Source organism: Actinomycetospora cinnamomea (genome assembly GCF_003096675.1).
Classification (GTDB): domain Bacteria; phylum Actinomycetota; class Actinomycetes; order Mycobacteriales; family Pseudonocardiaceae; genus Actinomycetospora; species Actinomycetospora cinnamomea.
On sequence record NZ_QEKW01000002.1, the window covers coordinates 323,810 to 349,729 of the forward strand.

29 protein-coding genes are annotated in these 25,920 nt (G+C 75.0%); 20 read left to right on the top strand and 9 right to left on the bottom strand.

Annotated elements, in window-relative coordinates:
* Positions 1–333 precede the first annotated feature (333 nt).
* The 8 genes from C8D89_RS06255 (at position 334) to C8D89_RS06290 (ending at position 8,678) form a co-directional block, all read left to right on the top strand.
* Complete coding sequence (locus C8D89_RS06255; protein WP_116707206.1) at positions 334–858, top strand: (2Fe-2S)-binding protein; 525 nt, start codon at positions 334–336, stop codon at positions 856–858.
* Entirely contained in the window at positions 858–3,356 is a 2,499-nt protein-coding gene (locus tag C8D89_RS06260) for a xanthine dehydrogenase family protein molybdopterin-binding subunit (protein ID WP_116707207.1), read from the top strand. The genes C8D89_RS06255 and C8D89_RS06260 overlap by 1 nt, the downstream gene beginning before the upstream one ends.
* On the top strand, positions 3,353–4,204 hold the full coding sequence (locus tag C8D89_RS06265) for an FAD binding domain-containing protein (protein WP_116707208.1): 852 nt from the start codon (positions 3,353–3,355) through the stop codon (positions 4,202–4,204). The genes C8D89_RS06260 and C8D89_RS06265 overlap by 4 nt, the downstream gene beginning before the upstream one ends.
* Positions 4,205–4,318: 114 nt before the next feature.
* Positions 4,319–5,200, top strand: a complete 882-nt coding sequence (locus tag C8D89_RS06270) for an SRPBCC family protein (protein ID WP_116707209.1) — start codon at positions 4,319–4,321, stop codon at positions 5,198–5,200.
* Positions 5,201–5,294: 94 nt separating this feature from the next.
* The gene (gene thiM / locus C8D89_RS06275) at positions 5,295–6,125 is read left to right on the top strand and encodes a hydroxyethylthiazole kinase (protein WP_116707210.1); all 831 of its coding nucleotides are present in this window, start codon (positions 5,295–5,297) and stop codon (positions 6,123–6,125) included.
* Positions 6,122–6,754: a thiamine phosphate synthase gene (gene thiE / locus C8D89_RS06280; RefSeq protein WP_116707211.1), complete on the top strand. Its 633-nt coding sequence runs from the start codon at positions 6,122–6,124 to the stop codon at positions 6,752–6,754. The genes thiM and thiE overlap by 4 nt, the downstream gene beginning before the upstream one ends.
* The gene (locus C8D89_RS06285) at positions 6,747–7,793 is read left to right on the top strand and encodes a P1 family peptidase (RefSeq protein ID WP_243417890.1); all 1,047 of its coding nucleotides are present in this window, start codon (positions 6,747–6,749) and stop codon (positions 7,791–7,793) included. Before thiE ends, C8D89_RS06285 begins: the two co-directional genes overlap by 8 nt.
* 225 nt (positions 7,794–8,018) lie before the next feature.
* Positions 8,019–8,678, top strand: a complete 660-nt coding sequence (locus tag C8D89_RS06290; protein ID WP_116707212.1) for a helix-turn-helix domain-containing protein — start codon at positions 8,019–8,021, stop codon at positions 8,676–8,678.
* Here the strand turns inward: C8D89_RS06290 and C8D89_RS06295 are convergent.
* Positions 8,667–9,062: a VOC family protein gene (locus C8D89_RS06295; protein WP_116707384.1), complete on the bottom strand. Its 396-nt coding sequence runs from the start codon at positions 9,060–9,062 to the stop codon at positions 8,667–8,669. The genes C8D89_RS06290 and C8D89_RS06295 overlap by 12 nt on opposite strands.
* Before the next feature lie 61 nt (positions 9,063–9,123).
* On the opposite strand from C8D89_RS06295, the gene C8D89_RS06300 reads away from it, so the two are divergent.
* Together C8D89_RS06300 and C8D89_RS29070 are read left to right on the top strand one after the other, a co-directional pair.
* Entirely contained in the window at positions 9,124–10,020 is an 897-nt protein-coding gene (locus tag C8D89_RS06300) for a DNA-3-methyladenine glycosylase family protein (RefSeq protein ID WP_243417891.1), read from the top strand.
* 34 nt (positions 10,021–10,054) lie between these two features.
* Positions 10,055–10,516 (top strand): HAD family hydrolase, encoded by a 462-nt coding sequence (locus tag C8D89_RS29070; protein WP_165825572.1) that lies wholly within the window; start codon positions 10,055–10,057, stop codon positions 10,514–10,516.
* A 72-nt stretch (positions 10,517–10,588) separates the two neighbouring features.
* Here C8D89_RS29070 and C8D89_RS06310 read toward each other — a convergent pair whose 3' ends face one another.
* Genes C8D89_RS06310 through moaA form a run of 3 tightly spaced genes read right to left on the bottom strand, consistent with a single transcriptional unit; the run spans position 10,589 to position 12,487 of the window.
* Entirely contained in the window at positions 10,589–11,065 is a 477-nt protein-coding gene (locus C8D89_RS06310; RefSeq protein WP_116707214.1) for a methylated-DNA--[protein]-cysteine S-methyltransferase, read from the bottom strand.
* A gap of 37 nt (positions 11,066–11,102) precedes the next feature.
* Positions 11,103–11,399 carry a MoaD/ThiS family protein gene (locus C8D89_RS06315; RefSeq protein ID WP_116707215.1) on the bottom strand — a complete coding sequence of 99 codons (297 nt, stop codon included), beginning with the start codon at positions 11,397–11,399 and terminating at the stop codon, positions 11,103–11,105.
* Positions 11,399–12,487, bottom strand: a complete 1,089-nt coding sequence (gene moaA, locus C8D89_RS06320) for a GTP 3',8-cyclase MoaA (protein WP_116707216.1) — start codon at positions 12,485–12,487, stop codon at positions 11,399–11,401. Before moaA ends, C8D89_RS06315 begins: the two co-directional genes overlap by 1 nt.
* A gap of 253 nt (positions 12,488–12,740) precedes the next feature.
* Here moaA and C8D89_RS06325 point away from each other — a divergent pair, with 253 nt between their 5' ends.
* Positions 12,741–13,796 carry an efflux RND transporter periplasmic adaptor subunit gene (locus tag C8D89_RS06325; protein WP_116707217.1) on the top strand — a complete coding sequence of 352 codons (1,056 nt, stop codon included), beginning with the start codon at positions 12,741–12,743 and terminating at the stop codon, positions 13,794–13,796.
* On the top strand, positions 13,793–14,224 hold the full coding sequence (locus C8D89_RS06330; RefSeq protein WP_116707218.1) for a DUF5666 domain-containing protein: 432 nt from the start codon (positions 13,793–13,795) through the stop codon (positions 14,222–14,224). The genes C8D89_RS06325 and C8D89_RS06330 overlap by 4 nt, the downstream gene beginning before the upstream one ends.
* A gap of 200 nt (positions 14,225–14,424) precedes the next feature.
* Here the strand turns inward: C8D89_RS06330 and C8D89_RS29695 are convergent, their stop codons facing one another.
* Positions 14,425–15,513, bottom strand: a complete 1,089-nt coding sequence (locus C8D89_RS29695; RefSeq protein WP_207787089.1) for a hypothetical protein — start codon at positions 15,511–15,513, stop codon at positions 14,425–14,427.
* Complete coding sequence (locus tag C8D89_RS06340; protein WP_116707219.1) at positions 15,497–16,699, bottom strand: hypothetical protein; 1,203 nt, start codon at positions 16,697–16,699, stop codon at positions 15,497–15,499. The genes C8D89_RS29695 and C8D89_RS06340 overlap by 17 nt, the downstream gene beginning before the upstream one ends.
* 203 nt (positions 16,700–16,902) lie before the next feature.
* Here C8D89_RS06340 and C8D89_RS06345 point away from each other — a divergent pair, with 203 nt between their 5' ends.
* The 4 genes from C8D89_RS06345 (at position 16,903) to C8D89_RS06360 (ending at position 20,041) form a co-directional block, all read left to right on the top strand.
* Entirely contained in the window at positions 16,903–17,643 is a 741-nt protein-coding gene (locus C8D89_RS06345) for a response regulator transcription factor (RefSeq protein ID WP_116707220.1), read from the top strand.
* A 108-nt stretch (positions 17,644–17,751) separates the two neighbouring features.
* On the top strand, positions 17,752–17,988 hold the full coding sequence (locus tag C8D89_RS06350) for a hypothetical protein (protein ID WP_116707221.1): 237 nt from the start codon (positions 17,752–17,754) through the stop codon (positions 17,986–17,988).
* Positions 17,989–18,386: 398 nt separating this feature from the next.
* Positions 18,387–18,749 carry a MarR family transcriptional regulator gene (locus C8D89_RS06355; RefSeq protein WP_116707222.1) on the top strand — a complete coding sequence of 121 codons (363 nt, stop codon included), beginning with the start codon at positions 18,387–18,389 and terminating at the stop codon, positions 18,747–18,749.
* Positions 18,750–18,967: 218 nt separating this feature from the next.
* A complete protein-coding gene (locus C8D89_RS06360; RefSeq protein WP_116707223.1) occupies positions 18,968–20,041 on the top strand; it encodes a TerC family protein in 1,074 nt (357 codons plus the stop codon).
* 49 nt (positions 20,042–20,090) lie between these two features.
* Here C8D89_RS06360 and C8D89_RS06365 read toward each other — a convergent pair whose 3' ends face one another.
* Positions 20,091–21,296: an acyl-CoA dehydrogenase family protein gene (locus tag C8D89_RS06365; RefSeq protein WP_116707224.1), complete on the bottom strand. Its 1,206-nt coding sequence runs from the start codon at positions 21,294–21,296 to the stop codon at positions 20,091–20,093.
* Between the two features lie 119 nt (positions 21,297–21,415).
* Here C8D89_RS06365 and C8D89_RS06370 point away from each other — a divergent pair, with 119 nt between their 5' ends.
* From C8D89_RS06370 to C8D89_RS06385, 4 genes are read left to right on the top strand one after another with little or no spacing between them, the layout of a single operon-like run.
* Complete coding sequence (locus C8D89_RS06370; protein WP_116707225.1) at positions 21,416–21,820, top strand: TOBE domain-containing protein; 405 nt, start codon at positions 21,416–21,418, stop codon at positions 21,818–21,820.
* Positions 21,817–22,599, top strand: coding sequence for a molybdate ABC transporter substrate-binding protein (gene modA / locus C8D89_RS06375; RefSeq protein WP_243417892.1), 783 nt, complete (start codon positions 21,817–21,819; stop codon positions 22,597–22,599). Before C8D89_RS06370 ends, modA begins: the two co-directional genes overlap by 4 nt.
* Complete coding sequence (locus tag C8D89_RS06380) at positions 22,596–23,429, top strand: ABC transporter permease (protein WP_243417893.1); 834 nt, start codon at positions 22,596–22,598, stop codon at positions 23,427–23,429. The genes modA and C8D89_RS06380 overlap by 4 nt, the downstream gene beginning before the upstream one ends.
* Before the next feature lie 5 nt (positions 23,430–23,434).
* Positions 23,435–24,589, top strand: coding sequence for a sulfate/molybdate ABC transporter ATP-binding protein (locus C8D89_RS06385; protein WP_423716749.1), 1,155 nt, complete (start codon positions 23,435–23,437; stop codon positions 24,587–24,589).
* A gap of 15 nt (positions 24,590–24,604) precedes the next feature.
* Here the strand turns inward: C8D89_RS06385 and C8D89_RS06390 are convergent, their stop codons facing one another.
* Together C8D89_RS06390 and C8D89_RS06395 are read right to left on the bottom strand one after the other, a co-directional pair.
* The gene (locus C8D89_RS06390) at positions 24,605–25,474 is read right to left on the bottom strand and encodes an alpha/beta fold hydrolase (RefSeq protein ID WP_116707226.1); all 870 of its coding nucleotides are present in this window, start codon (positions 25,472–25,474) and stop codon (positions 24,605–24,607) included.
* 28 nt (positions 25,475–25,502) lie between these two features.
* The gene (locus C8D89_RS06395) at positions 25,503–25,895 is read right to left on the bottom strand and encodes a hypothetical protein (protein WP_116707227.1); all 393 of its coding nucleotides are present in this window, start codon (positions 25,893–25,895) and stop codon (positions 25,503–25,505) included.
* Positions 25,896–25,920 lie beyond the last annotated feature (25 nt).

Below are 25,920 nucleotides of genomic sequence, written 5' to 3' on the forward strand. Positions count from 1 at the left end.
CACGCGGTCACGCGGGCATCGGGGGGCGGATCGCCGCAGAAGCGGCCACCAAGGCCCGATGGCACCGCCGTTGCGGACCTCTCACGCGAGAACGGCCCCACCGGCGCCGCCGACACCCCGACCCGCCGCCCGAGTGGATGTTGCGCCGCTCGGACGTGGGCGGTGTGATGTGTCCGCCGCCACGCCGGAGATGGTCGGCAACCTGTGCCCGCCTGCGTCGTGGTCCATTCCTCGTCGTCGGCGGGTGCGGTGTTCGAACACCACCACCACGTCCTCGGCCTCGACGTCCGGGCTCCGGTGCCACGTCGTCCGGCCGAGTGAGGAGTGAGGTCCATGGCACGCATCCGGACCACCGTCGACGGACTCGTCTACGAGGACGACGTCGAGCCCCGCATGCTGCTCGTCCAGTACCTGCGCGAACGACTCGGCAAGACGGGCACGGTGATCGGCTGCGACACGAGCAACTGCGGAGCGTGCACCGTCCACCTCGACGGTCTGAGCGTGAAGTCCTGCTCGGTGCTGGCCGTCCAGGCCAACGGCAGCGAGGTGCTCACCATCGAGGGCCTCGAGCGTGACGGCCAGCTGCACCCCATGCAGCAGGCCTTCCACGACAACCACGCCCTGCAGTGCGGCTACTGCACGCCCGGCATGATCATGCAGTCGATCGACCTGCTCGGGGAGAACCCCGACCCCTCCGAGCAGGAGATCCGTGAGGGCATCGAGGGCAACCTCTGCCGCTGCACCGGTTACCAGAACATCGTCCGGGCGGTCCAGGACGCGGCCTCGAAGATGAAGCCGGGCAGCGCCCCGGCCGCCGAGTCCGGCGCCAAGCAGACCGTCGCCGGGGGAGGCGCCTGATGACGACCACCGAGAACCCGTCCGCAGCCGCGCCGGAGGTCGGTCGCGACCGCCGCCGCAAGGAGGACCGGCGCCTGATCACCGGCCGCACCCGGTGGACCGACAACCAGGCCCTCACCGGCCTCCTGCACCTGTCGGTCGTCCGCAGCCCGTTCGCGCACGCGACCATCAAGGGCGTCGACACCTCGGCGGCCAAGCAGGTCCCCGGCGTCGTCGCGGTCTACACCGCCGCGGACATCGGTGCGGACCAGGTGCAGCTGCCCTGCGCCTGGCCGATCACCAAGGACATGAAGGCCCCGCAGCGCCCGGCGCTGGCCGGCAGCCGCGTCAACTTCGCCGGCGAGGGCGTCGCGGTGGTCGTCGCCCGCAGCGCGGCGATCGCCAAGGACGCCGCCGAGCAGGTCGAGGTCGACTACGAGGAGCTCGAGCCGGTCCTGGACATGGAGGAGGCGCTGAAGGACGGCGCCACCCTCGTCCACCCCGAGATCGGCACGAACGCGAACGCCCAGTGGGTGTTCGACTCGGGCGAGGCCGGCTCGGGCGGCAGCGTCGCCGAGGCCCTGCAGAAGGCCGAGTCGGACGACGACCAGATCATCGTCCGGCGCCGCTTCCGCCAGCAGCGGCTCGTGCCGGTGTTCATCGAGCCGCGTTCCACGGTGGTCGACCCGACCGGCGAGCAGCTCGTCATGTGGTCGGCGACCCAGGTCCCGCACATCCTCAAGACGATGCTGGCGCTGGTGCTCGGCCTGCCCGAGCACAAGCTGCGCGTCATCGCGCCGGACGTCGGCGGTGGCTTCGGCGGCAAGCTCCAGGTCACGCCAGAGGAGGTGATGACCCTCCTGGTGGCCCAGAAGGTGGGCAAGCCGGTGAAGTGGACCGAGACGCGCTCGGAGTCGCTGCTGTCCGCCCACCACGGCCGTGACCAGATCCAGGACCTGACGATGTCCGTCACCAAGGACGGGCGGATCACCGGCCTGGACGTCAAGTTGCTGGCCGACATGGGCGCCTACCTCGGCCTGGTCGGACCCGGCGTGCCGATCCTGGGCGCGTTCATGTTCAACGCGATCTACAAGATCCCGGCCTACCGGTTCGACTGCACCAACGTCTTCACCACGAAGACGATCACCGACGCCTACCGCGGTGCGGGCCGCCCCGAGGCCACCTTCGGCATCGAGCGCCTCATGGACGAGGTGGCCCTCGAGCTCGGCATGGAGCCGATGGAGTTCCGCCGGAAGAACTGGATCAAGCACGACGAGTTCCCGTACACCACGGTCAGCACGCTGACCTACGACACGGGCAACTACGAGGCGGCCACCGACCAGGCCCTGCAGATGTTCGACTACGACGGCCTGCGCCGGGAGCAGCAGGAGCGCCGTCGGCGGGGTGACGTCAAGCAGCTCGGCATCGGGATCTCGACCTTCACCGAGATGTGCGGCCTCGCCCCGTCCCGCGTACTCGGCTCGCTGGATTACGGCGCCGGCGGCTGGGAGACCGCGTCCATCCGGATGCTGCCCACCGGCAAGGCCGAGGTCGTCGTCGGCGTCAGCCCGCACGGGCAGGGCCACGAGACGGCGTTCTCGCAGATCGTCGCCGACCAGCTCGGCATCCCGTTCGACGACGTCGAGATCCTCCACGGTGACACCCAGTCGTCCTACCGCGGCCTCGACACCTACGGCTCGCGCTCGCTCGCGGTCGGCGGCATCGCCGTGGTCAAGGCGGCCGAGAAGGTCATCGAGAAGGCGAAGCCGATCGCCGCGCACATGCTCGAGGCCTCCGAGGGCGACCTCGAGTTCACGGGCGGCAAGTTCACCGTCAAGGGCACCGACAAGGGTGTGGGCATCGGTGACATCGCCCTCGCGGTGTTCGCCGCCCATGACTACCCCGAGGGCATCGAGCCCGACATCGACGCCCACGCGACGTTCGACCCGGAGAACTTCTCGTTCCCGCACGGCACGCACCTGTGTGCCGTCGAGGTCGACACCGAGACCGGCTTCGTGCAGCTGTACAAGTACGTCTGCGTGGACGACGTCGGGAACGTGGTCAATCCGCTGATCGTCGAGGGCCAGGTGCACGGCGGCCTGGCGCAGGGCATCGCCCAGGCCCTCTTCGAGGAGGCCGCGTACGACGACCAGGGCACGCTGCTCTCGGGCACGCTGGTCGACTACACGCTGCCGACCGCCGCGGACCTGATCAGCTTCGACACCGCGAACACCACCACCGCGTCGACCACCAACCCGCTCGGGGTCAAGGGCGTCGGCGAGGCCGGGACGATCGCCTCGACCCCCGCGGTCGTGAACTCGGTGCTCGACGCGATCCGCCACCTCGGTGTCAAGGACATCGACATGCCCACGACGCCGTACCGCGTCTGGAGCGCCATCCAGAACGCGTCGGGCCACGCCGGTCGCGGCGACGAGGCGAACGTCGCCTCGCCGGGCGCCGGTCTCGGCTCCACCGCCAGCGACATCTCGAAGGGCGACACCCAGGGAGGACACCTGTGATCCCGGCCCAGTTCGACTACGTCCGGCCCACCACGGTCGACGAGGCGCTGGCTGCGCTGCGCGACGGCGGGGACGACGCCAAGCTCCTCGCGGGCGGGCAGAGCCTGCTGCCGGTGCTGCGGCTGCGGATGGCGGACCCCTCGCTGATCATCGACCTCAACGGCATCCCGGAGCTCAAGGGCGTCCGCGAGGAGGGCGACAAGGTCGTCGTCGGGTCGATGACGACGCACTACGACGTCACCCGCGACGACACGCTGCGCCAGCACGTCGCCCTCATCCAGGAGGCGACGAGGACGGTGGCCGACCCGCAGGTGCGCCACAAGGGCACCCTCGGCGGGGCGCTGGCGCACGCGGACCCGGCCGGTGACCTCGCCGCGCCGGCGCTGGCGCTCGACGCGGAGTTCGTCATCGCCGGACCCAACGGCACCCGCACGGTCGCGGCGGCGGACTTCTTCGAGGACTACTTCACCACCGCCATCGGCGAGGGTGAGCTCCTCACCGAGATCCGCTTCCCGAAGTACACGGGATGGGGCGCGCGGTACGAGAAGTTCAACCGGGTCGCGCAGGCCTGGTCGATCGTCGCGGTCGCCGCCACGGTGAAGGTCGACGGGGGCACGATCTCCGAGGCCCGCATCGGGCTGACCAACATGGCGGGCACCCCGGTGCGCGCCCGGTCGGTGGAGTCGGCCCTGGTCGGGCAGAGCGCCACCGAGGAGAATGTGCGCAAGGCCGCCCAGGCCGCCGCCGAGGGCACCAGCCCGACCGCGGACGCCGACGCCGGTTCCGACTACCGTGAGCACCTCGCCCGGGTGCTCACCGGTCGGGCCGTCCTCGCCGCCGCGGGCTGACGTCTAGAGCGTCGACCGTCGTCCGACGACACGATCGTCACGATGCTCCGGCCCGCCCCCGCACCCCGCGGGGGCGGGCCGCCGTCGTGATCCGCACCCTCCCGGAGGTACCGCGTGAAGCTGGAGAACGAGTTCACCGTCCCGGTGCACATCGACACCGTGTTCGACGCCCTGAACGACCCGGAGAAGGTGACGCCGTGCTTCCCGGGCGCCACCCTCGACTCCCACGAGGGCGACGACTTCACGGGCACCGTGAAGGTCAAGCTGGGACCGATCTCGATGACCTACAAGGGCAAGGGCACCTTCATCGAGCGGGACAAGGACAACCACAAGGTGGTCGTCGACGCCCAGGGCCGTGACTCGCGGGGCAACGGCACCGCGTCGGCCAAGGCGACGCTGACGATGACCGACGACGGCGGCAAGACCAAGGTCAACGTCCTCACCGAGATGCAGGTGACCGGCAAGCCCGCGCAGTTCGGCCGCGGTGTCATGTCCGACGTCGGCGACAAGATCCTCGGGCAGTTCGCGTCCTGCCTCGCCGACGAGTTCGGCAGCAGCGCCGCGGGCGGGGCCGCCGCGCCCACCGTCACCGGCACCGACACCGGCGCGACCGGCGGCAACGGCACCGGCCCGGCCCCCGAGGCGGTCGCCGCGGGCGGGGACGCCGCACCCGTCACCGCGCCGCCGGCGCCCGCCCCCGTGGCCTCGGGTTCCGGCGCGCCGACCGCGGCGGCGATGCCGACCACCGTGGCCGAGGCGGCCAAGGGCGACACGGGCGCCAAGCCCGGCGCGTCGGTCGGCACCGCGGCGAGCGCGGCCGGCGAGGCCGCGGCCCAGCCGAGCCAGCAGCGTCGTCAGCAGGTCGAGGCGATCGACCTGCTCGACAGCTCGCGCGACGCCATCGTCAAGCGGCTCGCGCCCGTCGGCATCGGCGCCGCCGTCCTCGCCGCGATCGTCGCGATCATCCTGGTGGCCCGGGGCCGCTCGTCGTCGTAGTCCTTGGCGCTCCGCGCTCGTGAGTGCTTGTCCGTGCCAGGGCACGGACAAGCACTCACAGCGGCCGGAGGCCCGAACGGGTAGGCCGGGGGACATGACCGCCCCGTCCCGCACCGGCGCCCTGCTCGACACCGTCCGCGAGCGGACCCCGCTCGTGCACTGCGTCACCAACCTCGTGGCCACCACGTTCTCCGCCAACGCGCTGCTCGCCCTCGGGGCCTCCCCGGCGATGGTGGAGGACCCCGAGGAGGCCGCCGAGCTCGCCGCGGTCGCCGGGGCGCTGGTGGTCAACACCGGCACGATGTCGCGGGCCCGCGCGGAGGGCATGCACGCCGCAGCGCGGGCCGCGCACGACGCCGGGACGCCGTGGCTGCTCGACCCGGTCGCGGTCGGCGCCCTGTCGCTGCGCACGCACGTCGCCGGGGAGCTCCTCGCCCACGGACCGACGGTGGTCCGGGGCAACGCCTCGGAGATCCTCGCGCTGGCCGGCGAGGTCGGCGGTGGGCGCGGGGTCGACGCGACTGCGACGGTCGACGACGCCGCCGACGCCGCGGACGAGCTCGCCCGCCGGCACGGCACGGTGGTCGCGGTGAGCGGCGTGGTGGACCGCCTCACCGACGGCCGGACCGTGCACCACGTCGGCGGCGGCCACCCGCTGATGGGTCGCGTCACCGCCATGGGGTGCGCGCTGGGCGCCCTCACCGCCGCCTTCCTGGCCGCCGCGCGGACGACGGACAGCGCTCGGGAGTGGGACCCGCTGACCGCCGCCGTGGCCGCCCACGCCGCGGTCGGTGTCTGCGGCGCGGCGGCCGGGCGCACGGCGGGCGGACCGGGGTCGTTCGTCCCGGCCTGGCTCGACGCGCTCGCGGCCCTCGACGGCGCCGACGACGCCGGCGGGGCCGACGCGCTGGTGGACCCGGCGTGACGCCCGTCGACCCCCGCCTCTACCTCATCGTCGACCCGGTCCACGGGCCCGGCGACCCCCTGGCCGTGGCGTGCGACGCGGTGGCGGGCGGGGTCACCGCGGTGCAGGTCCGCGCGCCCGCCGCCACCGGGCGGGAGCTGTACGACGGGACGTGCGCGGTGCTGGCGGCGTTGCGCGGCAGCGGGGTCGCCGTGGTCGTCGACGACCGCCTCGACGTGGCCCTCGCCGCCGGCGCCGACGGCGTGCACCTGGGCCGGCACGACGTGCCGCCCGCGGAGGCGCGGCGCGTCGCGGGACCGGAGCTCTCGATCGGCTGGTCGGTCACCGGGCCGGACGACCTGGACGTTCCGTCCGGCGCCGTCGACCTGCTCGGCATCGGACCGGTGTTCGCGACGGCCACCAAGCCCGACGCCGCGCCCGCCACCGGCGTCGACGGGCTGCGTCGGCTGTGGAACGCGGCGCGGGCACGCGGGGTCCCCGCGGTGGCGATCGGGGGCATCGACCCGGACAACGCCGGGGAGGTGCTCGCGACCGGCGTGCCGGGGCTGTGCGTCAGCTCCGCGATCGCCGCGGCGCCCGACCCGGGTGCCGCCGCCCGCGCGCTGCGGACCGTCGTCGACGGTGCGTGACAGGCTGTCGCCCGTGCACCCCGGCCCCACCAACAGCCTCGTCGACGTCGCGGGCCTGCAGGTCGGGCACGCACAGCTCGCGGGGGAGGGCGCGCTGTCGGGGACGACGGTAGTGCTGCCCGGCCCCGAGGGCGCGGTGGCCGGGGCGGACGTGCGTGGCGGCGGGCCCGGCACGCGCGAGACCGACGCCCTCGACCCGCGCACGCTCGTCGAGCGCGTCCACGCCGTCGTGCTCACCGGCGGCAGCGCCTACGGGCTCGCGGCCGCGTCCGGGGTGGCCGACGCACTCGGCGCGATGGGTCGCGGGTTCCCGGTCGGACGCGAGCCCCACGAGGTGGTCCCGGTCGTGCCCGCCGCCGTGGTGTTCGACCTCGGCCGCGGCGGCCGCTTCACCGCGCGCCCCGGCGCCGAGCTCGGGGCCGAGGCGCTCGCGGCCTGCACCGACGCCCCGCCGGCCGAGGGTGTCGTCGGCGCCGGCACGGGCACGCTCATCGGGGGCCTCAAGGGCGGCGTCGGGTCGGCGTCGACGGTGCTGGCGGACGGGACGGTGGTGGCCGCGTTGGTCGTGGCGAATGCGGCCGGCTCGGCGGTGGACCCGGCGACCGGCGAGCTGTGGGGCAGGCGCCACCGCCACCCCGACGACGCCGAGCACCCGGCCCTGCCCGACGACCGCACCGCGCTGCTGGCGGACCTGCACGCGGCCGCCGCGCCGCCCACGCTCAACACCACGATCGGCGTCGTCGCCACCGACGCCGCCCTGTCGGTGGCCCAGTGCGCCAAGCTCGCCGCGGTCGGTCACGACGGCATCGCCCGCGCCGTGCGCCCCGTGCACGGGATGACCGACGGCGACACGCTCTTCGGGTTGTCCACGGCACCTGCCGCGACCGGCCGCCCGGCTCCGGACCTCGCCGGCGTCCAGGAGATCCTCACCGCCGGCGCGGACTGCGTCACCCGCGCCATCGTCCACGCGGTGCTCGCCGCCCACTCCGTCGAGACGGCCGCGGGGCACTGGCGCGCCTACCGCGACCTCGTCCGCTGACGCCGCGCCGGGGTGATGTCGCGCCCGGGGTGATGTCGCGCCCGGGGGTGACGCCGCGCCCGTGGTGATGCAGCGAGGGACGCCCCGGCTGCGTGTGACGCAGCGAGGGTGACCCTCGCTCGTCGGCCGCGACCCGACGCCGCTGCAGCGAGGGACGCCCCGGCTGCGTGTGACGCAGCGAGGGTGACCCTCGCTCCCGCAGGGGGCGCGCGGCACCATGGGCGCGTGGCGGGGCACCGCGAGCGGCGGGTGGCGCCCGGGGTCGTGCTGTGGGCGAACGACGGGGCGCCGGGCACGATCCTGCCCGACGGGTGCCTCGACCTGATCTGGAACGGCGCCGGCCTCGTCGTCGCCGGGCCGGACGCGGCGGCGCGCCGGCATCCCGGCGGCCTTCCGCACGTGGGGCTGCGCTTCTCGCACGGCCGGGGCCCGGCGCACCTCGCGGTGCGGGCCGACGAGCTGCGGGACACCAGCGTGGCCCTGGACGCGGTGTGGTCCGGCGCCGCGGCCCGCGAGCTCACCGAGCGGGTCGCCGACGACCCCGCGCGCGTCCTCGCGGGCGTCGCGACGGCCACGCCGCCCGATCCCGCCGACCGCTTCGGCGCCCGCGTGTTCGCCGCCCTCGCGCGGGGCGCCGATGTCGCCGGGCTGGCCGACGCGCTCGGCACCACCACCCGCACGCTGCACCGCCGCTGCCTGCCCGTCTTCGGCTACGGCCCCCAGCACCTCGGACGGGTCCTGCGCCTGCAGCGCGCGCTGGCGCGGGCGCGGGCCGGCACGCCGTGGGCCGAGGTCGCCGCGAGCGAGGGCTTCGCCGACCAGCCGCACCTCGCCCGCGAGGTGCGTGCCCTGGCCGGCACCACGCCGACCGCGCTACTGGGGTAGCGGCGCGAACAGGTCGACCTGCGACCCGTCCGGGTCGTGGACCACGGCGTAGCGCATGCCCCAGGCGGCGTCCCACGGCCCGAGCTCGCCCTGGTACCCCGCGTTCACCAGCGAGGCGTAGACGTCGTCGACCTCGGCGGGCGAGTCGCACGCGAACGCGAGCGCGTTGCGGGGCCCGCCCTGCGGCGGCGTCCAGTGCGGGTCGAAGGACCGGACGGTGTCCTCGGTGTCGAGGGCCAGGCGCATGCCGCCGCCGAGGTCGATCTCGACGTGGGGCTGCTGGTCGGCGCCGGGTGGCGCGTCGAGGCCGAGCCGGCGGTAGAAGGCGAGGGAGGCGGCCATGTCGGAGACGACGAGCTCGACGACGGTGAGACGGGGTGGCATGGCGGTCACGGTAGGGACGACCGCGTCCCCGCGGCTTGGAGCGATCGGACACCATGCGGGCGTGCACACCGAGGCCCGGGCGCTGCCCTTCACCGCGCCGCTGTGCCCGGACAACCTCTACGGGCACCTCGTCGCCACGGCCGTCCCCGGCGTCGAGGAGTGGCACGACGGCGCCTACCGCCGCAGCCTCGCCCTGCCCGGCGGACCGGGCGTGGTGGCCCTCGCGCCGGACGCGGAGCACGTCACCGCCACCCTCACCCTCACCGACCCGTCCGACGCCGAGCGGGCGAGCGCGCTGGCCCGCCGGATCCTCGACCTCGACGCCGACCCGAACCCCGTCGACGCCACCCTGCGCGCCGACCCCGCGCTCGCGGCGCTGGTCGACGACGCGCCGGGACGGCGGGTGCCCGGCTCGCCCGACGCGGACGAGTTCGCCGTGCGCGCCGTCCTCGGCCAGCAGGTCTCCACCGCCGCGGCCCGTACCCACGCCGCGCGGCTCGTCCGCGGGTACGGCACACCGCTGCCGGACGGGCTGGCCGGACCCGGGAGCACGCTCACCCACCTCTTCCCCCCGCCGGCCGCCCTCACGGCCGTCGACCCCGACGAGCTGGGCATGCCGCGCACACGCAAGCGGACCCTGCTCACCCTCGTCCGGGCGCTCGCCGAGGGCGAGGTCGTCCTGGACCCGGCGGACGTGCCCGCCGCCCGCGCCGGGCTCGCGGCGCTGCCGGGGATCGGGCCGTGGACGGTCGACTCGGTCGCCATGCGCGCCCTCGGCGAGCCCGACGCGTTCCTGCCCACCGACCTCGGCGTCCGCGCGGCCGCCGAACGCCTCGGGCTGCCGCCGCGCGACCGCGACCTGCTCGCCCGCGCCGAGGCCTGGCGCCCCTACCGCGCCTACGCGACGCAGTACCTCTGGGCGGCCCTGGACCACGCCGTGAACACCATGCCAGGGTGATCGAGACCGCGATCACGCGGACATGGAGGTGGCGGTGGACGCGGACGACGAGCTCTGGAGCGCGCTCGACCGGGTGGCGGAGACACCGGCCCTGCTCGTGGCCTGCGCCTTCGACGGGGCGCTCGCCCCGGACGATGGCGATCCCGCGCAGGCCCGCGCCGAGCAGGTGTCGTCCGAGGCGCTCAACGTCCTCATGGCGCTGCCCGACACCACCGTCGCGGTGGTGTCGGAGCGCCCGAGCGACGAGGTCGCCGAGCTGATGTTCCTGTCCGGCTCCAAGGGCGGCGCGCGGGTCGTGGCGCCCGACGGGCTGCCCGCGCTGCGCGCCGAGCTCGGGGCGACGGCCGCGGTGGTCGTCGGCGTGACCGCGGACGGGCAGGCGGGTGCCGACGACGTCGTCGTCGGGGTCGGGGAGCCCGCGCCCTACGAGGTCGAGGACGTCGACGACGTCGCCGAGGTGCTCGAGGAGCTGGCCGGCCTGCGTCGCCGCCGCTGACGATGACGCAGCGAACGCGCTGTTCGCCACCTCTACGCGTCCGAAGTCCCCGTTGATCACGAGGCGGCGGAGTCAGAACAGCATGCTGTCGCGCCGCTCCAGGTCGAGCAGCGTGCGCTTGCGCTCCAGCCCGCCCGCGTAACCGGTGAGGCTGCCGTCGGCACCGAGAACGCGGTGGCACGGCACGACGATGGCCACCGGGTTGCGGGCCATCGCCCCACCCACGCGCCGGGCCTCGCCGGGTCCGAGCCCGACCGACGCGGCGAGCTCTCCGTAGCTGACCGTCTCGCCGTAGCCGACCGACGCCAGCCCCTCGAGCACGCGGCGGTCCCACGCCGGGTGGGTGTCGAGGTCGACGGGCACCGTGAACGCGCGCAGCGTCCCGGCGAAGTAGGCGTCGAGCTCGCGGCGGGCGAGGTCGAGGACGCGGACCACCTCGGGGCCGTGCCCGTCCCCGGCCTCGCCGGGCCAGAACCCGAGCAGGGTCAGGCCCCGGGCCGTCGCGTCGAGGTGCAGCGGTCCGATCGTGGTGTCGTGGACGACGCTCATGTCCTCGAGAACACCGGTCGGTGCCCGACCGTGGCGCTCAGCCGCCGGCGAAGGGCGGCAGGACGTCCACGACCGCGCCCTCGGCGAGGACCAGCGAGCGGTCGTGCACCGCGACCTCGTCGAGCAGGAAGCTCGCGGCGGCGAGCACGCGCGCCAGGGCCTCGCCGTGGTCGGCGGCGAGGGCGGCGAGGAGGTCGTCGACCGTCGTGCCCGCGGGCAGTGCGACCGTCTCGCTGCGGGTGCCGGCGGCGGCCTTGGCACCGGCGAAGTAGCGCACCGTCACGGTGACGGTGCGCGCCGACGGGGTGGTGGTGGGAGCGGTGGGCGCCGTCATCATCCTCCGATCGCGCTCATGGGTCGGTCGGGCTGCAGGAAGCCGGGGTCGTCGATGCCGTGGCCGGGCTTCTTGCCCCACATGGCCACACGCCAGGCGGCGGCGATCTCCTCGTCGGTGCCGCCCCCGCGCAGGATGCCCCGCAGGTCGTTCTCGGTCTGCGAGAACAGGCAGGTGCGCACCTGCCCGTCGGCGGTGAGCCGAGTCCGGTCGCAGGTGCCGCAGAACGGCCGCGTGACCGACGCGATGACCCCGACCTTGGCTGGCGAGCCGTCCGGCCCGGTCCACCCGTCGACCAGGAAGCGCTCCGCCGGGGCGCCGCCCCGCTCGGCCGGGTCCTCGGTGAGCGTGAAGCGGGTGCGCAGCGAGGCCAGCACCTGCTCTGCGGTGATCATGCGGTCGCGCTGCCAGGAGTGCCCGGCGTCGAGGGGCATCTGCTCGATGATGCGCAGCTCGTAGCCCTCGTCCAGGGCCCAGGCCAGCAGGTCGGGGGCCTCGTCGTCGTTGAGGCCGGGCATGAGCACCGTGTTGACCTTGATGGGGTCGAGCCCGTGCTCGCGGGCGGCACGCAGGCCGGCGAGGACGTCGTCGAGCCGGTCGCGCCGCGTGATCTCCGCGAAGCGCTCGCGGCGCAGCGTGTCCAGCGAGACGTTGACGCGGTCCAGGCCGGCGGCCGCGAGACCGGCGGCGCGACGCGTCAGCCCGAGCCCGTTCGTGGTCACCGACATCTCGGGCCGCGGGTCGAGCGCCGCGGTGGCCCCGACGATGTCCTCGAGGCCCTTGCGCAGCAGCGGCTCCCCACCCGTGAAGCGGATCTCCTGCACGCCCAGGCGCTCGACGGCGACGCGCACGAGGCGCACGACCTCGTCGTCGGTCAGCGCCTGCTCGGTCGGCATCCACTCCAGGCCCTCGGCGGGCATGCAGTAGGTGCAGCGCAGGTTGCAGCGGTCGGTCAGCGAGACCCGCAGGTCGGTGGCGACCCGGCCCCACGAGTCGACGAGACGCGCGTCGTCGGGCCGCCCGGTGGTGTCCGTGGTGGGGGTGGCGGCCCCGGGGACGGCCGGCACACCGAGGTCGAGAACGCTCATCACGATCCACCCTAACCGCGTCGGGCACGGGCGGTGAGCTGCATCTCCACAGGTCCGGGGCGCGCACCGCAGGTGCGGCAGGCATGATCGTGGACGCTCGCAGGTGCGGGCCAGCATCCGCCGGAACGGCCCGATCGGAGGGGCCGCCGACGATCACCGCGGAGCGCCCGGTCGCGGGCACGCCCGGACGGGTGACACGCCGAGGTCATCGGTTCCCCGGGGGGTTCCCGCCCGGCCACTACCGTCCGCGTCCATGTCCACCGGTCGGCGCCGCCTGGGCTGGCTGCTGCCGATGCTGCTCGTGGTCGTGCTCCTCGCGGGCGTCGCGGGCACGGTGGTCCTGCTGCGTCACCCCCAGCTCCTGCCGCAGGCGTCCAGGGTCGTGCCGGTGGTGCGGGCGGACGTGGTCGCGGAGGTCCGCGCGCCCGGCGATGTGCGCAGTGCCGCGGAGTCCGACGTGTCGTTCGCGGTGAGCGGGACCGTCACGAGTGTCCAGGTCGCGCCGGGCCGGGTCGTGCGCGCCGGCGAGGTGCTCGCCACGCTCGACGACGGTCCGACCCGTGCCCGGCTCCTCGCCGCGCAGGACGCGCTGGACGCCGACCTCCGGGAGCTCGACCTCGCCCGGCTCCGCGTCCCCGTCGACGTGGTGGCGGTCGCGCGGGCCGAGGCCGCCGCGTCCCGAAACCGCGCCGACATCGCCGAGGCCGACCGGGTGCTCGAGGCCACCGTCCTGCGCGCCCCGCGCGACGGCACCGTGACCGAGGTCGCCGGCCAGGTCGGCGACCGGGTCCTCGCCGGCGCGCCCACCCCCGACGACGCCCCGAGCCGCCGGCCCTTCGTGCGCCTCGCCGACCTCGGCACGCTCGTCGTGCGTGCGGCGGTCGCCCCGCGCGACGTCGCCCGGGTCGAGGCCGGGCAGCCTGCCGGGGCGGCGGTCGACGGGGTCGGCCCGGCCGTCCTGGGCGAGGTGGTCGGTGTCGAGCCGGCCCCCGGGCCCGACGGGGCGTACGGCGTGACCGTCGCCACGGCGTCCCCGCCCTCCACCCTGCGCGTGGGCCAGGCCGCCCAGGTGCGGATCCTCGTCACCCGGGCCATCGCGGTGCCGGTCGTGCCGATCGAGGCCGTGCGCTCGACCGGCCCGGACCGCGGCGTCGTCCTCGTCCGCCCGCCCGACGGGCGCGGGCCCGACCGCGCCGTGACCGTGACGACCGGGCTCGCCGACGCGGTGTCGGTCGAGGTCCGCGACGGCCTGCGCGTCGGCGACCGGGTCGTCGTGCCGCGGAGGCCGCCCGGGCAGGACCGGCCATGACCTACCCGGAGGACGACGACACCGACCGGTGGGCGCCCCCGCCCCCTCGCCGCGAGCCACCCGAGCGGCCGCGGCCGCGTCGGTGGGTGATCGCACTGGGCCTGGTCACGGTGTTCGTCCTGGGGGTCGCGGGCGGGGTGGTCGCGGACCGCTACCTCGCGGTCGGCTGTCGCGGCTGCCCGCCGCCCGCGGGCGAGGGGACGCCCCTCGTGGGGACGATCGAGAGCGCCGACGACGGCGTACTCGCCGTGCGCACCCCGGGGGGCCGGCTCGTGGTGGTGCGCGCCGCGCCGGACACGCGCGTGCTCGACGAGCAGCCCCGCGCCGGCGGGGCGGCGGGTCTCGTGCGCGGCACCCGTGTGAGCGTGCTGGGGGTGCGGGACCCCGACGGCCTGATCACGGCCGTGGAGGTCGGGGTCCCGCGCTGACGGTGTCGCCGGGACCGTCGGGCGAGCAGGGCGCCGGGAGATCGCGACCTCGGTGACGGGTCACCGCGGATCCGCGGGCGTTCGTCACCCGTACCACGGTCGTGGTCCGGCGGATCGCATCCGGTGATCATGTGCTCGACCTGGTGACGAAGTCCGCGCCAGGCGCGGACTTCGTCACCGAAGCCGGACCATCCCGTGGGTCAGAAGGCGCGAGCGAGCCACGCCAGCAGGTCGGCGCCCCACCACGAGTCCGGGGTCTCCGGCGTCGCCGCAGTGGGCGACGGGACGTACGGCGGGTCCGGCGGGAGGTCCGGGACGAGCCCGGGCGGCGGGACCGGCGTGGTGGTCGTGGTCGTCGGGCCCGGCTCGCTCGGCTCCGGCTCGGTGGTCGGGTCGGTGGTGCCTCCACCCGTGTGGTCGGGGTCCGTCGACGACGTCCCGCTCGGCGGGGCGACCACCGTCTTCGTCTCGGAGGTCGTCGTGGTCATGGCCGTGGTCGTCGGTGCGGACCCACCCGGTCTGGTCGTGTCGGGTGGCGTGGTCGTGTCGGGCGGCGGCGCGGTGGTGGTCGTGCTCGGCGGTGGCGTGGTGGTGGTCGGCGGTGGCGTGGTGGTGGCCGGCGGTTCGGTGGTGGTCGTGTCGGGCGGCGGCGTGGTGGTGGTGGCCGGCGGTTCGGTGGTGGTCGTGCTCGGCGGTGGCGTGGTGGTGGCCGGCGTGGTGGTCGTCGTGGGCACGAGGGTCACGGGCACGGTGGTGGTCACCGTCGTGGTCTCGGTCGTCGTCCGGGCCGGGGGAGCGGTGCCGGTGCTGGTGAGCCACAGGCCCCGCAGCACCGGCGTCGCTCCGTCGACACCACGCCGGAGCAGCACCCGCACCGACAGTTCCCGGGTGGGCGCGTCCAGGGTCGCGGGGTCCGAGCGGGGCACGGTCACCCACGGCCCCCACCGCCCGTCGGCGCGCAGCCCGCGGACCTCGACGACCACCGACGCGCCGTCCGGCACGTCCGCGGCCGCCTCGCCCGACACCGCGTCGACCGACCCGAGGGTGCGGCGCGGGGCGAGGACGAGCTCGCCGGTCTCCGTCCCGGTGGGGCGCACGGTGCCGTCGACGAGCTCCACGCCGCGGTCGTCGCCGCCGGCGAGGGCGATCTCGGGCGCCCAGCTCTCGGTCGGACCGGTCGTCACCGCGGCCGCGGCGGGCACCGCGAGGGCGAGGGTGAGCCCGACACCGCCCGCCGCGAGGGCGAGCGCGGCCGCCGGGCGTCGCCGGGGGTCAGCAGGACGGGACATCGCGCACCTCCACCTGGTCGGCCTGGACGAACTGGGCGGGTCCGAGACGGATCCACCGGGTGCCGACGCCGGTGCGTCCGGCCCCGGTGTCCGTCGTGCACTCGTAGGTCATCCGCGCCCGCGGTGCGACGACGCCGACCACGGGGGCGTCGGCCGCGGGGGCGGCACGGACGTCGAGCCGCGCGTCGCGGTCGAGCGCGCTACCGGAGGGGCCCGTGCCGGTCCAGAGGTAGGTGACGGTGACCCACGCGTTGTCGTCGAGCCCGAGGTCGTCGCGGAAGGTGCCGTCGGCGAGGTCGATGCCCGCGGGGTTGCGGACCCGGCGCCCGGAGCCGTCGCGGCCCTCGCGGTAGCCGTCGGCGAACGCGGCCTCGGCCTGGGGACGGCCGCGGGGCAGGTCGCCGAACGTCTGGCGCTGCTCGTTCCAGTGGTCGTCGCGGGTGTTCCACGGTCCGAGGTCCCAGACCGGCGCCCACGTGCAGCGGTCGGGACGGGAGCAGACGCGCACCGTGTAGTCGCCGCTGCCGCGGGGCGCCAGGGCACGGCGGGAGGGCAGGGCGACGAAGCGGTCGTCCCGTTCGACCTCGTGGCCGTTCGCGGTGTCGTTGCCGACCAGCCCGATGCGCGTGGCGAACACGCGCGCGGTGAAGGGCTCGGCCGGCCGGGGTGCGACCAGCAGCGCGGGCCCGCGGTCGGCGGTCAGCCACAGCCGCTGCAAGGCCGGGCCCCGACCGTCGGGCGCGGCGACGAGGGTGACGCGGACCTGGAGCTCGACCGTCGGCTCGGACAGGCGCGCCGGCTCGCCCGAGCGGGCCTCGGTCCACTGGCCCCAGGTGCCGTCGTCCCGGGTGCCACGGACCGCGACGATCACCTCCGCCGCGGGCGGGACGTCGGCGGTGACGTCCACGGCCACCCGATCGGTGACCGCCGCCGGGCGCCGCGGCGCGAGGAGCAGCTCACCCTCCGCCGGCGCCGGGCCCTGGCTGGTGCCACGCGGGGTGAGGTCGGCGAGCCGCACCGCGGCACCGTCGGCGACCACGTTGGTGTCGTCGCCCCCGCTCACCGCGAGCTCGGCGGCCCAGGTCTCGCTCGTCGGCACCGCGGCCGCCGCCGGCGCGACGAGGCCGGCCACCAGGGCCGCCGTCGCCGCGACGAGCAGCGCCCTCCCCGTCCACCGTGACGGCATCGGTTCTCCTCGCGTGCGGTCCCCGTCGGGGTCGGGGACGTCCGCGGGACATGCAAGGTCGCCGACTCTCCGTCGACAAGCGAAACACAGGAGTCGCATGTGGGTGATAGCCGCCCGGGCGACTTACATCGCTGTGGTTCCGTCCCTCGTCACGCCGCGCGTCGCGACCCCCGAGATCACCCGGATGAGGTACCTGTACGCGGGTGCTCGACGAGGGGGCGATCGGGGCCGGGTGCGTGGTCCACGACGAACGGCCACAGGCCCGGCGCCGGCTGACGCTGCTGGTGCGGGAGGTGGCCGGGCCGGACGGGGTCGTCGTGGCCGAGGACGCGGACGACCTCCTCGCGCGTCTCGCCGTGAGCGAGCGGGCGATGGCCGTCCTCGGGCTGGCCGAGACCGAGCCCACGGGACTGGCCACCGTGCGCCGCGTCCTGGCCGAGGCGCCCGGGACGGCGGTGCTCGTCGCGGGGTCCGCCGGGGCGCGGGCGCCGGCCCAGCAGGCCCTCGCCGACGGCGCGGCCGGATTCCTGCGCTGGGACGCACCGCGGACGATGATCCGCACGCTGGTCCGCAGCGTCGCCTCGTCGGCGGCGGGGGAGGACCTGCTGCCGTCCCTCGCTCCCTCGCCGCGCCCGGGTGGGTCAGGGCGCCGCAACGACCGCCGCGACGACCGCCGCGACGACCGCCGCGACCTGCGCGACGTGGTCGTCGACCTCGAGGCCCAGCGACGTCTGGAGCTGTCGGTGCGCGAGGTGCAGGTGCTCATCGGCGTCAGTCGCGGGCTGACCAACGCCGACATCGGGCGCCGGCTCTACCTCTCCGACCACACGGTGAAGTCCCACACCGGGCACCTCTTCCGCAAGCTCGGTGCCGCCGACCGCGCTCAGGCGGTCAGCCACGCCTGGCGGCTCGGGCTGTTCGTGCCCGCACCGGTCCGTCGCTGAGCCGGCGGCCTCGCCGCGAGTCGCGCGGCGCGTGATACACGTTCCTTGACACGCGAACTGCGCATCGCATAATCGACAGCGAGACCGCGACGTGTCGAGGTGAGGCGGATGAGTGCCGTGCGGAGACCGCCGTTGCTCTTCCGCGCCCTGGCCGACGTGCTCGACCTGGTGGCCGAGGCGACCGGCGCGGTCGGGCTGCTCGTGGTCGGCGCCCTCGGCTCGCCGGCGGCGACCGCGGTCGGCTCGGACACGCGCGCCGTGGCTCCGGCCCTCGCGCGCAGGCCGGCTGCGGCGCGTCCGATCCCCGACCGGTCGGAACCGGTGCCGATGCGTCCGGCCGGCTGACCGGCCGCTCCTCACCGGGGAAGGGCCCCGCGATACCTGCGTCCCCGAAACGTCGTCGACGACGGGCCCCGTCCCTCGCGGCCGTCGAGCGAAGCACGAGCAATGCGGTCCGGACGACATCGTGGCCCGGCTCGACCTCACCCCGGTGCAGGGAACCGTGGGTCTGGCCGTCGTGCTGGTCCTGCTCTCGTGGTCACGCCGGTCCTGCTGCTGGCGGTCTACGCGCCGCGCCTGCCCGCCGACCCGGACCGCCGCGACACCCCGGGCTGACCCGCGCACGGCGGTGCCCGTCCCCGCTCGGCCGCGCGTTGTAGGATCTCGGAATCGCGCATCGGACTGCGTGTACGGGGTCGAGCGGAGACGGGTCGGAGGAGATCGACGGCTCCGCCCGCGAGGGGGTGGGCACGGTCGACGACACCGAGCCGGACGCGGGTGCCTCCGGCGGACCCCGGGGCCGGGCGGGCGACGGCGGCCCGCCGGGATGGACGTTCCTGACCAACCACGCGCACGTGCTGGTGGCGTTGGCCCGCGACCCGGAGACGCGGTTGCGCGACGTGGCGCTCCTGGTCGGCATCACCGAGCGGTCCGTGCAGTCGATCGTGGCCGACCTCGAGGCCGCGGGCTACCTGCGTCGCGTCCGGGTCGGGCGGCGGAACCGCTACCACGTGAACCCGGCCGGGCGGCTGCGTCATCCCGCCGAGAGCGATCACGCCGTGGGCGAGCTCCTCGCCCTGTTCACCCACGACCACGTCGACTCCTGAGGCCTCCACCGACGCATGTTGCCGTAAAGCGCGAATTCTGCTTCACTTGTTCGTGGTGGAGGGGAGTATCCCCGACGTCCTCGTCGTCACCACGGTCACCGGCCCGCGGGCAGTCCGCGGGTTGCGGTCCCGGCGAGGCGGACCCGCGCAGCATCGGGCACTCCGACGGGTCGGGAGAGACCTCCGAGTGTCGAACGCGAACGCTTGGAGGGTCCCTGGTGGACGTGCCGTGGTGGGTCTGGGCTGCCGTGCTGGCCGGGATCGTGGCGATGCTGGTGGTCGACCTGGTCGCCCACCGCCGCGCCCACGTGATCGGGGTGCGCGAGGCCGCCGCCTGGTCGGCGGTGTGGGTGGCGATCGGGGTGGGCTTCGGGATCGCCGTGTGGTGGTTCTGGGGCGCGGAGTTCGGCCAGCAGTACTTCGCCGGCTACCTGATCGAGAAGTCCCTGGCCGTCGACAACGTCTTCGTCTGGGCGGTGATCTTCAGCTTCTTCGGCGTCCCCCGCGAGTACCAGCACCGCGTGCTCTTCCTCGGGGTCCTCGGCGCCCTCGTGCTGCGCGGCGCGTTCATCGCCGCCGGCGCGGTGCTGATCGCGAACTTCTCGTGGGTGCTCTACCTGTTCGCCGCGTTCCTCGTCATCACCGGCATCAAGATGGCCGTCCAGCGCGACGCCCACATCGACCCCGGCCGGTCCCGCACCCTGCGCCTGTTCCGGCGGCTGGTCCCGATGACCGACGCCTACCACGGCCAGCGCTTCCTCATCCGCCGCCACGGGGTCCTGCTGGCCACCCCGCTGCTGGCGGTGCTCGTGCTGGTCGAGGCCACCGACGTCGTCTTCGCCGTCGACTCGATCCCGGCGATCTTCGCGGTGACCGACGAGCCGTTCCTGGTCTTCACCGCCAACGCCTTCGCGCTGCTCGGGCTGCGGGCCATGTACTTCCTGCTCGCCGACCTCGTGCACCGCTTCGTCTACCTCAAGCTGGGTCTGGCGCTGGTGCTGGTGTGGGTCGGGATCAAGATGGCCCTCAAGGTCGACGTCACCTACATCCCGACCCCGATCTCGCTCGCGGTCATCACGACCATCCTCACCGTCGCGATCGCCACGAGCTGGTGGACCACCCGCGGCCGAACCGCCCACGCGCTCGCCGCGCCGGCCGGGGCGCCGCCCTTCCGGCAGGCGGGCGAGGACGAGATGGCCGACCTCGAGCCGCTGTGGCCGCGCCGATCCCGGACGGCCGCCGGCCGCGGGGCGGACCACGACGGACCGCCGGCACCGACCCCCCGCTCCTGACCCTGCCGCACCGGTGCCGGGACCACCCGGCACCGGTGCGGCCGGCGCCTCAGCCGCGAGCCTTGATCTCCTGGCGCGCCACCGACCGCAGATGCACCTCGTCGGGCCCGTCGGCCAGCCGCAGGGCGCGCGCCCACGCGTAGGCCGAGGCCAGCGGGAAGTCGTCGGAGACGCCGCCCCCGCCGTGCACCTGGATCGCGCGGTCGATCACCGCGCACGCCATCCGCGGGCACACCACCTTGATGGCGGCGATCTCGGTGGCCGCGCCCCGCGAGCCGACGTTGTCGATCAGCCACGCCGTCTTGAGCACCAGCAGGCGGGCCTGCTCGATCTCGATGCGGCTCTCGGCGATCTGCTCGCGCACGACGCCCTGCTCGGACAGCGGGCGGCCGAACGCGACGCGCTCGTTCGCCCGGCGCACCATCGCGTCCAGCGCGCGCTCGGCCATCCCGATCAGGCGCATGCAGTGGTGGATGCGGCCGGGGCCGAGGCGGGCCTGGGCGATGGCGAACCCGCCGCCCTCCTCGCCCAGCAGGTTCTCCACGGGCACGCGGACGTCGTTGAACTCGATCTCGCAGTGACCGTGCTGGTCCTGGTAGCCGAACACGGGCAGCGCCCGGGTGATCGTGATGCCCGGGGTGTCGCGGGGCACGAGCACCATCGACTGCTGGCGGTGCGTCGCGGCGTCCGGGTCGGTCTTGCCCATGACGATGAAGATCCGGCAGCGCGCGTCCGCGGCGCCGGAGATCCACCACTTCTTGCCGGTGATGACGTACTCGTCACCCTCGCGCCGGATCGAGGTGGTGATGTTGGTGGCGTCGGACGACGCGACGGCGGGCTCGGTCATCGCGAACGCGGAGCGGATCTCCCCGGCGAGCAGCGGCTCGAGCCAGCGCTGCTTCTGCTCGGTGGTGCCGAACAGGTGCAGCGTCTCCATGTTGCCGGTGTCGGGCGCCTGGCAGTTGATCGCCTCCGGGGCGATCACCGGCGACCACCCGGACACCTCCGCCACCGGCGCGTACTCGAGGTTCGACAGCCCGGAGACGTCGGGCAGGAAGAGGTTCCACAGGCCCCGGTCACGCGCCTCGGACTTCAGCTCCTCGACGACGGGCGGGAGCTCGTGCTCCGCCGAGGTGCCGCGCCGCTCCTCCCGCCACGCGTCGTAGACCTTCTCCGCGGGCAGCACGGCCTCGTCGAGGAAGGCCCGCATCCGGTCGGTGTAGTCCTGAGCCGCAGCGCTGGGGGCGAAGTCCACCCCTGCACCTTCGCACCGCGCCCCGTCACCGCGCGAGGGCGGGTCGATCCGTAGAGATCACGAACGTGCGGCTGATCCGAGGCTGTGCAGGCGCACTTCCGGCTCTAGACTGCCGCGACGTGACGCACTTCCGGATCGCCGAGGCCGCGCGGCTGCTCGGCGTCAGCGACGACACCGTCCGCCGCTGGACCGACAGCGGCGCCCTGCCGGTGGCCACCGACGCGAGCGGGCGCAAGGTGATCGCGGGGGCCGACCTCGCGGCCTTCGCCCGCGCCCAGGCCCACGCGACGCCCGACCCCTCGGGGGTGGGGCGCTCGGCGCGCAACCGCTTCGTCGGCCTGGTCACCGCGATCACGAGCGACCAGGTCGTGTCGCAGGTCGAGATGCAGTGCGGGCCGCACCGCGTGGTGTCGCTGATGAGCACCGAGGCCGTCGAGGAGCTCGGGCTCGAGGTCGGCTCGCTCGCGGTCTCGGTGGTGAAGGCGACACAGATCATCGTCGAGACCCCCGGAGGTCTGGCGTGACCCGCCCGCGCACGCTCGTCCCGACGACGCTGGCGGCTGCCCTCCTGCTCGGCGTCGCGGCGTGCGGGGGAGCGTCCGGGGAACCGCAGGCCGCCGCGGGCCGGACCCTCACCGTCTCTGCGGCCGCGTCGCTGACCGACGTCTACCAGGAGCTCGGGGCGCAGTTCGAGCAGGCCGAGCCGGGTGTGACCGTCCGCTTCAACTTCGGCGGCTCGGACACCCTGGCCCAGCAGGTCGTGCAGGGCGCGCCGGCCGACGTGCTGGCCACCGCGAGCACCCGCACGATGCAGACGGCCCAGCAGGCCGGTCGGATCGCGGGTGAACCGGTGACCTCCGCGACCAACCGGCTCCAGGTCGCCGTGCCGCCGGGCAACCCGAAGGGCCTCGCCGGCCTGGCGTCCCTGGTGGGGCCGCAGGTCACCGAGTCGGTCTGCGCGCCGGCCGTGCCCTGCGGCGCGGCCACCGAGGCCGCCGAGCGGGCGGCCGGGATCACGCTCGACCCGGTCAGCGAGGAGCAGGACGTCCGCGCCGTGCTCCAGCGCGTGATCACCCGCAACGTCGATGCCGGGCTCGTCTACGTCACCGACGTCCGGTCGGCGGACGGGCAGGTCCAGGGCCTCGACTTCCCGGAGGCGACGGCCCCGGGCGCGGCGCAGAGCTACCTCGTCGGGGCGGTCGCGGGCAGCCCGCACGGCGACCTCGCGACCCGCTGGATCGCCTTCGTCACCGGCCCGCAGGGCGACGCCGCGCTGCGGCAGGCCGGGTTCACGGTGCCGTGACGCAGGCCGGCGCGCGGGGAAGCCGGGGGAGCCGGGGCGGCACCGCCACGCTCGCGCTCCCCTGGCCGGTGTGGGTGCCGGCCGTGGTGGGCTTCGGTCTGATCGCGGTGCCGGTGGCCGGGCTGGTCGTGCGGACGAACTGGCCCGACTTCGGCGCGCTCGTCACCACCGACGCCGCCCTCGACGCCCTGTGGCTCTCGCTGCGGACGGGGCTGGCGTCGACGGCGCTGTGCCTGCTGCTCGGCACCCCGCTGGCGCTCGTGCTCGCCCGCTCGCGGCTGCCGGGTATCGCGGTGGTGCGCTCGATCGTGCTGTTGCCGCTGGTCCTGCCCCCGGTGGTCGGCGGCCTGACGCTGCTGTTCCTCCTCGGGCGCACGGGACCGCTCGGCCGGCTCCTCGACGCCTGGTTCGGGATCACCGTCCCCTTCACGACGGGGGCCGTGGTGATCGCCCAGACCTTCGTCGCGATGCCCTTCCTCGTCGTCAGCCTCGAGGGCGCACTGCGCACCGCGGGCGAGCGCTACGAGGTCGTGGCCGCCACCCTCGGCGCGACCCCGTTGACCGCGCTGCGCCGGGTGACGGTCCCCGTGGTGCTGCCCGGGCTGGTGTCCGGCTCGGTGCTCGCCTTCGCCCGCGCGCTGGGCGAGTTCGGCGCCACGATCGCGTTCGCGGGCAACCTGCAGGGCACCACCCAGACGCTGCCGCTGCTGATCTACATCCAGTCGCAGAACGACCTCGACGGCGCGGTGGCCATGTCCCTGGTGCTCGTCGTCGTCGCCGTGCTGGTCATCGTCGCCACCCGCACCCGCGACGTCTCGGGGGTGCGGTGAACCCGTTGCGACGGTGGCGGCGCCCGGGCGCGCCGAGCGGAGGGGCCCTCCGGCCCGAGGAGGGCCTGCACGCCCGGGTGACGACGCACCGCGGGGATTTCGTCCTCGACGTCGCCGTGGACGTTGCGCCGGGCGAGGTCGTGGCCGTCCTCGGGCCGAACGGCTCGGGCAAGTCGACGCTGCTCGGGACGCTCGCCGGCCTCCACGCACCGGAGGACGCGCGCGTGACGCTGGGCGGGCGGACGCTCACCGACACCGCCGCGGGGATCGCCGTGCCCGCTCACCGCCGCCGCATCGGGCTGCTCAGCCAGCAGGCGCTGCTGTTCCCCCACCTGTGCGCCCGGGACAATGTCGCCTTCGGCCCGCGCTGCGCGGGGCGTGGTCGGCGCACCGCGGCGGCGATCGCGCAGGACCGCCTCGCCGAGGTCGGGGTGGCCGAGCTGGCCGACCGGCGCCCCGCGGCCCTCTCCGGCGGGCAGGCGCAGCGCGTCGCGATCGCCCGCGCCCTGGCCGTCGAGCCAGACCTCCTGCTGCTCGACGAGCCCTTCGGCGCGCTCGACGTCGACGCCGCGCCCGCCGTGCGCTCGGTGCTGCGCCGCGTCGTGCGCGACACGGGGCAGACCACGCTGCTCGTCACCCACGACGTGCTCGACGCCGTGGTGCTCGCCGACCGCCTCGTGGTGCTCGCCGACGGCGCCGTCGTCGAGCAGGGCCCGACCGCCGAGGTGCTCGCCCGCCCCCGCTCGGCGTTCGCCGCGCGCATCGCCGGGCTCGACCTCGTCCCCGGCGCCGCCGCGCCCGAGGGCCTCGCGACCCCCGACGGCGGCACCGTCCACGGGGTCGCGTCGGAGGACGTCGCCCCGGGCGAGCCGGCGGTCGCGGTGTTCGCGCCGAGCGCCGTCGCCGTGCACCGCGAGCGCCCGGGCGGCAGCCCCCGCAACGTGCTCCCCGTCCGCCTGGCCGGGCTCGAGCCGCGCGGCGAGGTCGTCCGGCTCCGGGCGGGACCGTCGCCGGGCGGGCCGCCCTGGGCCGAGGGGCTGGCCGCCGACGTCACGCCCGCCGCCGTCGCCGAGCTGGGCGTCGGGCCCGGCGACGACCTGTGGTTCGCGGTCAAGGCGACGGAGGTGTCGGTGCACCCGGTGCGCCGGAGGCGCACGTGAGCGCACCTACGGAGATCAGCCCGCGCCGCCGCCGGTCTTCGTGGCGATGGAGTCGAGGGCCTGCTCGAGATAGGTCTTGAAGCGCGGGTAGTTCTCGCTCATCGGGAAGTGCCCGATCTCGCTCATCTCGAGGAACTCGGCGCCCGGGATGCCGTCGGCGGTGCGACGCCCGTCCTCGGGGGTGGTCAGGTAGTCGTACTCGCCGGTCAGCATGACGACCGGGCACCGGTCCGTGTCGATCTCGTGCAACCGTCCGCGCAGGTCGTGGTCGACCGAGTAGTAGTACAGGTCGCCGCGGAACGCCTCCGAGCCCTGGGTGTAGTAGAACCAGGTCTTCCACCGGTCGGCCAGGGGCGACTGGGGCGCCATGAGATCCCACGTGCCGCTCGCGGAGACCTGGGCGGCATTGGCGTGGGGGTGCTGCCACCAGTCCAGGAAGAACCCGGGGGCGTGGTCGGCGCCCTCGACCGGTATCACGGCCCGGAAACGATCGGGACGGCGGTGGGCCAGGTCGAGCGCGACGTTGCCGCCGAACGACGACCCCATGAAGATCGGGTCGTCGAGGGCGAGGGCGTCGCAGAACGCGACGACGAAGCCGGTGAAGTGGTCGGTCGTCAGGCGGTACTCCGACGTCCACCACTCGGTGTTGTTCGGGGGGTCGGACTTGCCGTGGCGCGGCAGGTCGTAGGCGATGACGCGGTAGCGGCTGGTGATGTCGGGATCGCGCAGCAGCTCTCGCCACTGGTGGTTGTGGCAGCCCGCGGTGTGCTGGCACACCAGCGGCTGTCCCTGCCCGGCCTCGAGGTAGAACACGTCGTACTCGGCGCCCTCGACCTCCACGCGGACGTATCGTCCGACGACGTCGTCATGGCTCGCGGTCGACATCCCGATGTCCCTCCGTCCCGGCCCGGTCTCAGCCCAGCGGTCCGGTGATCCGCAGGAGCTCGAGCTGTCGGGTCAGCACGCGCAGGTTCTGCATGATCACGAGATGGTTGCCTTCCAGCGTCATGTCCCGCTGGAACGTGGCCGACCAGATGCCGTGGCACATCGGCGGCGGCACCTCGGAGCAGAAGCCCTCCCAGGTCTCCCGCCCGGCCCGGATCGCGAAGTCGTAGGGCTCGAGCGGGCCCGGGTCGGTCACGAGCTCCTCGACCTCGCCCCGGTGCATCCGGACCAGGAACCGGTGCTCGATCATGTCGAGCAGGTAGGTGCACGAGAAGTAGCGCCCGTGAGCCTGGATCTCGGGATCGCCGTCGGAGAGCTCACGGAACCGATCCACGGCGGTCGTCGCGCCGGCGCTGGTCATCGCCCCTCCAGGTCGCTCGTCGCGG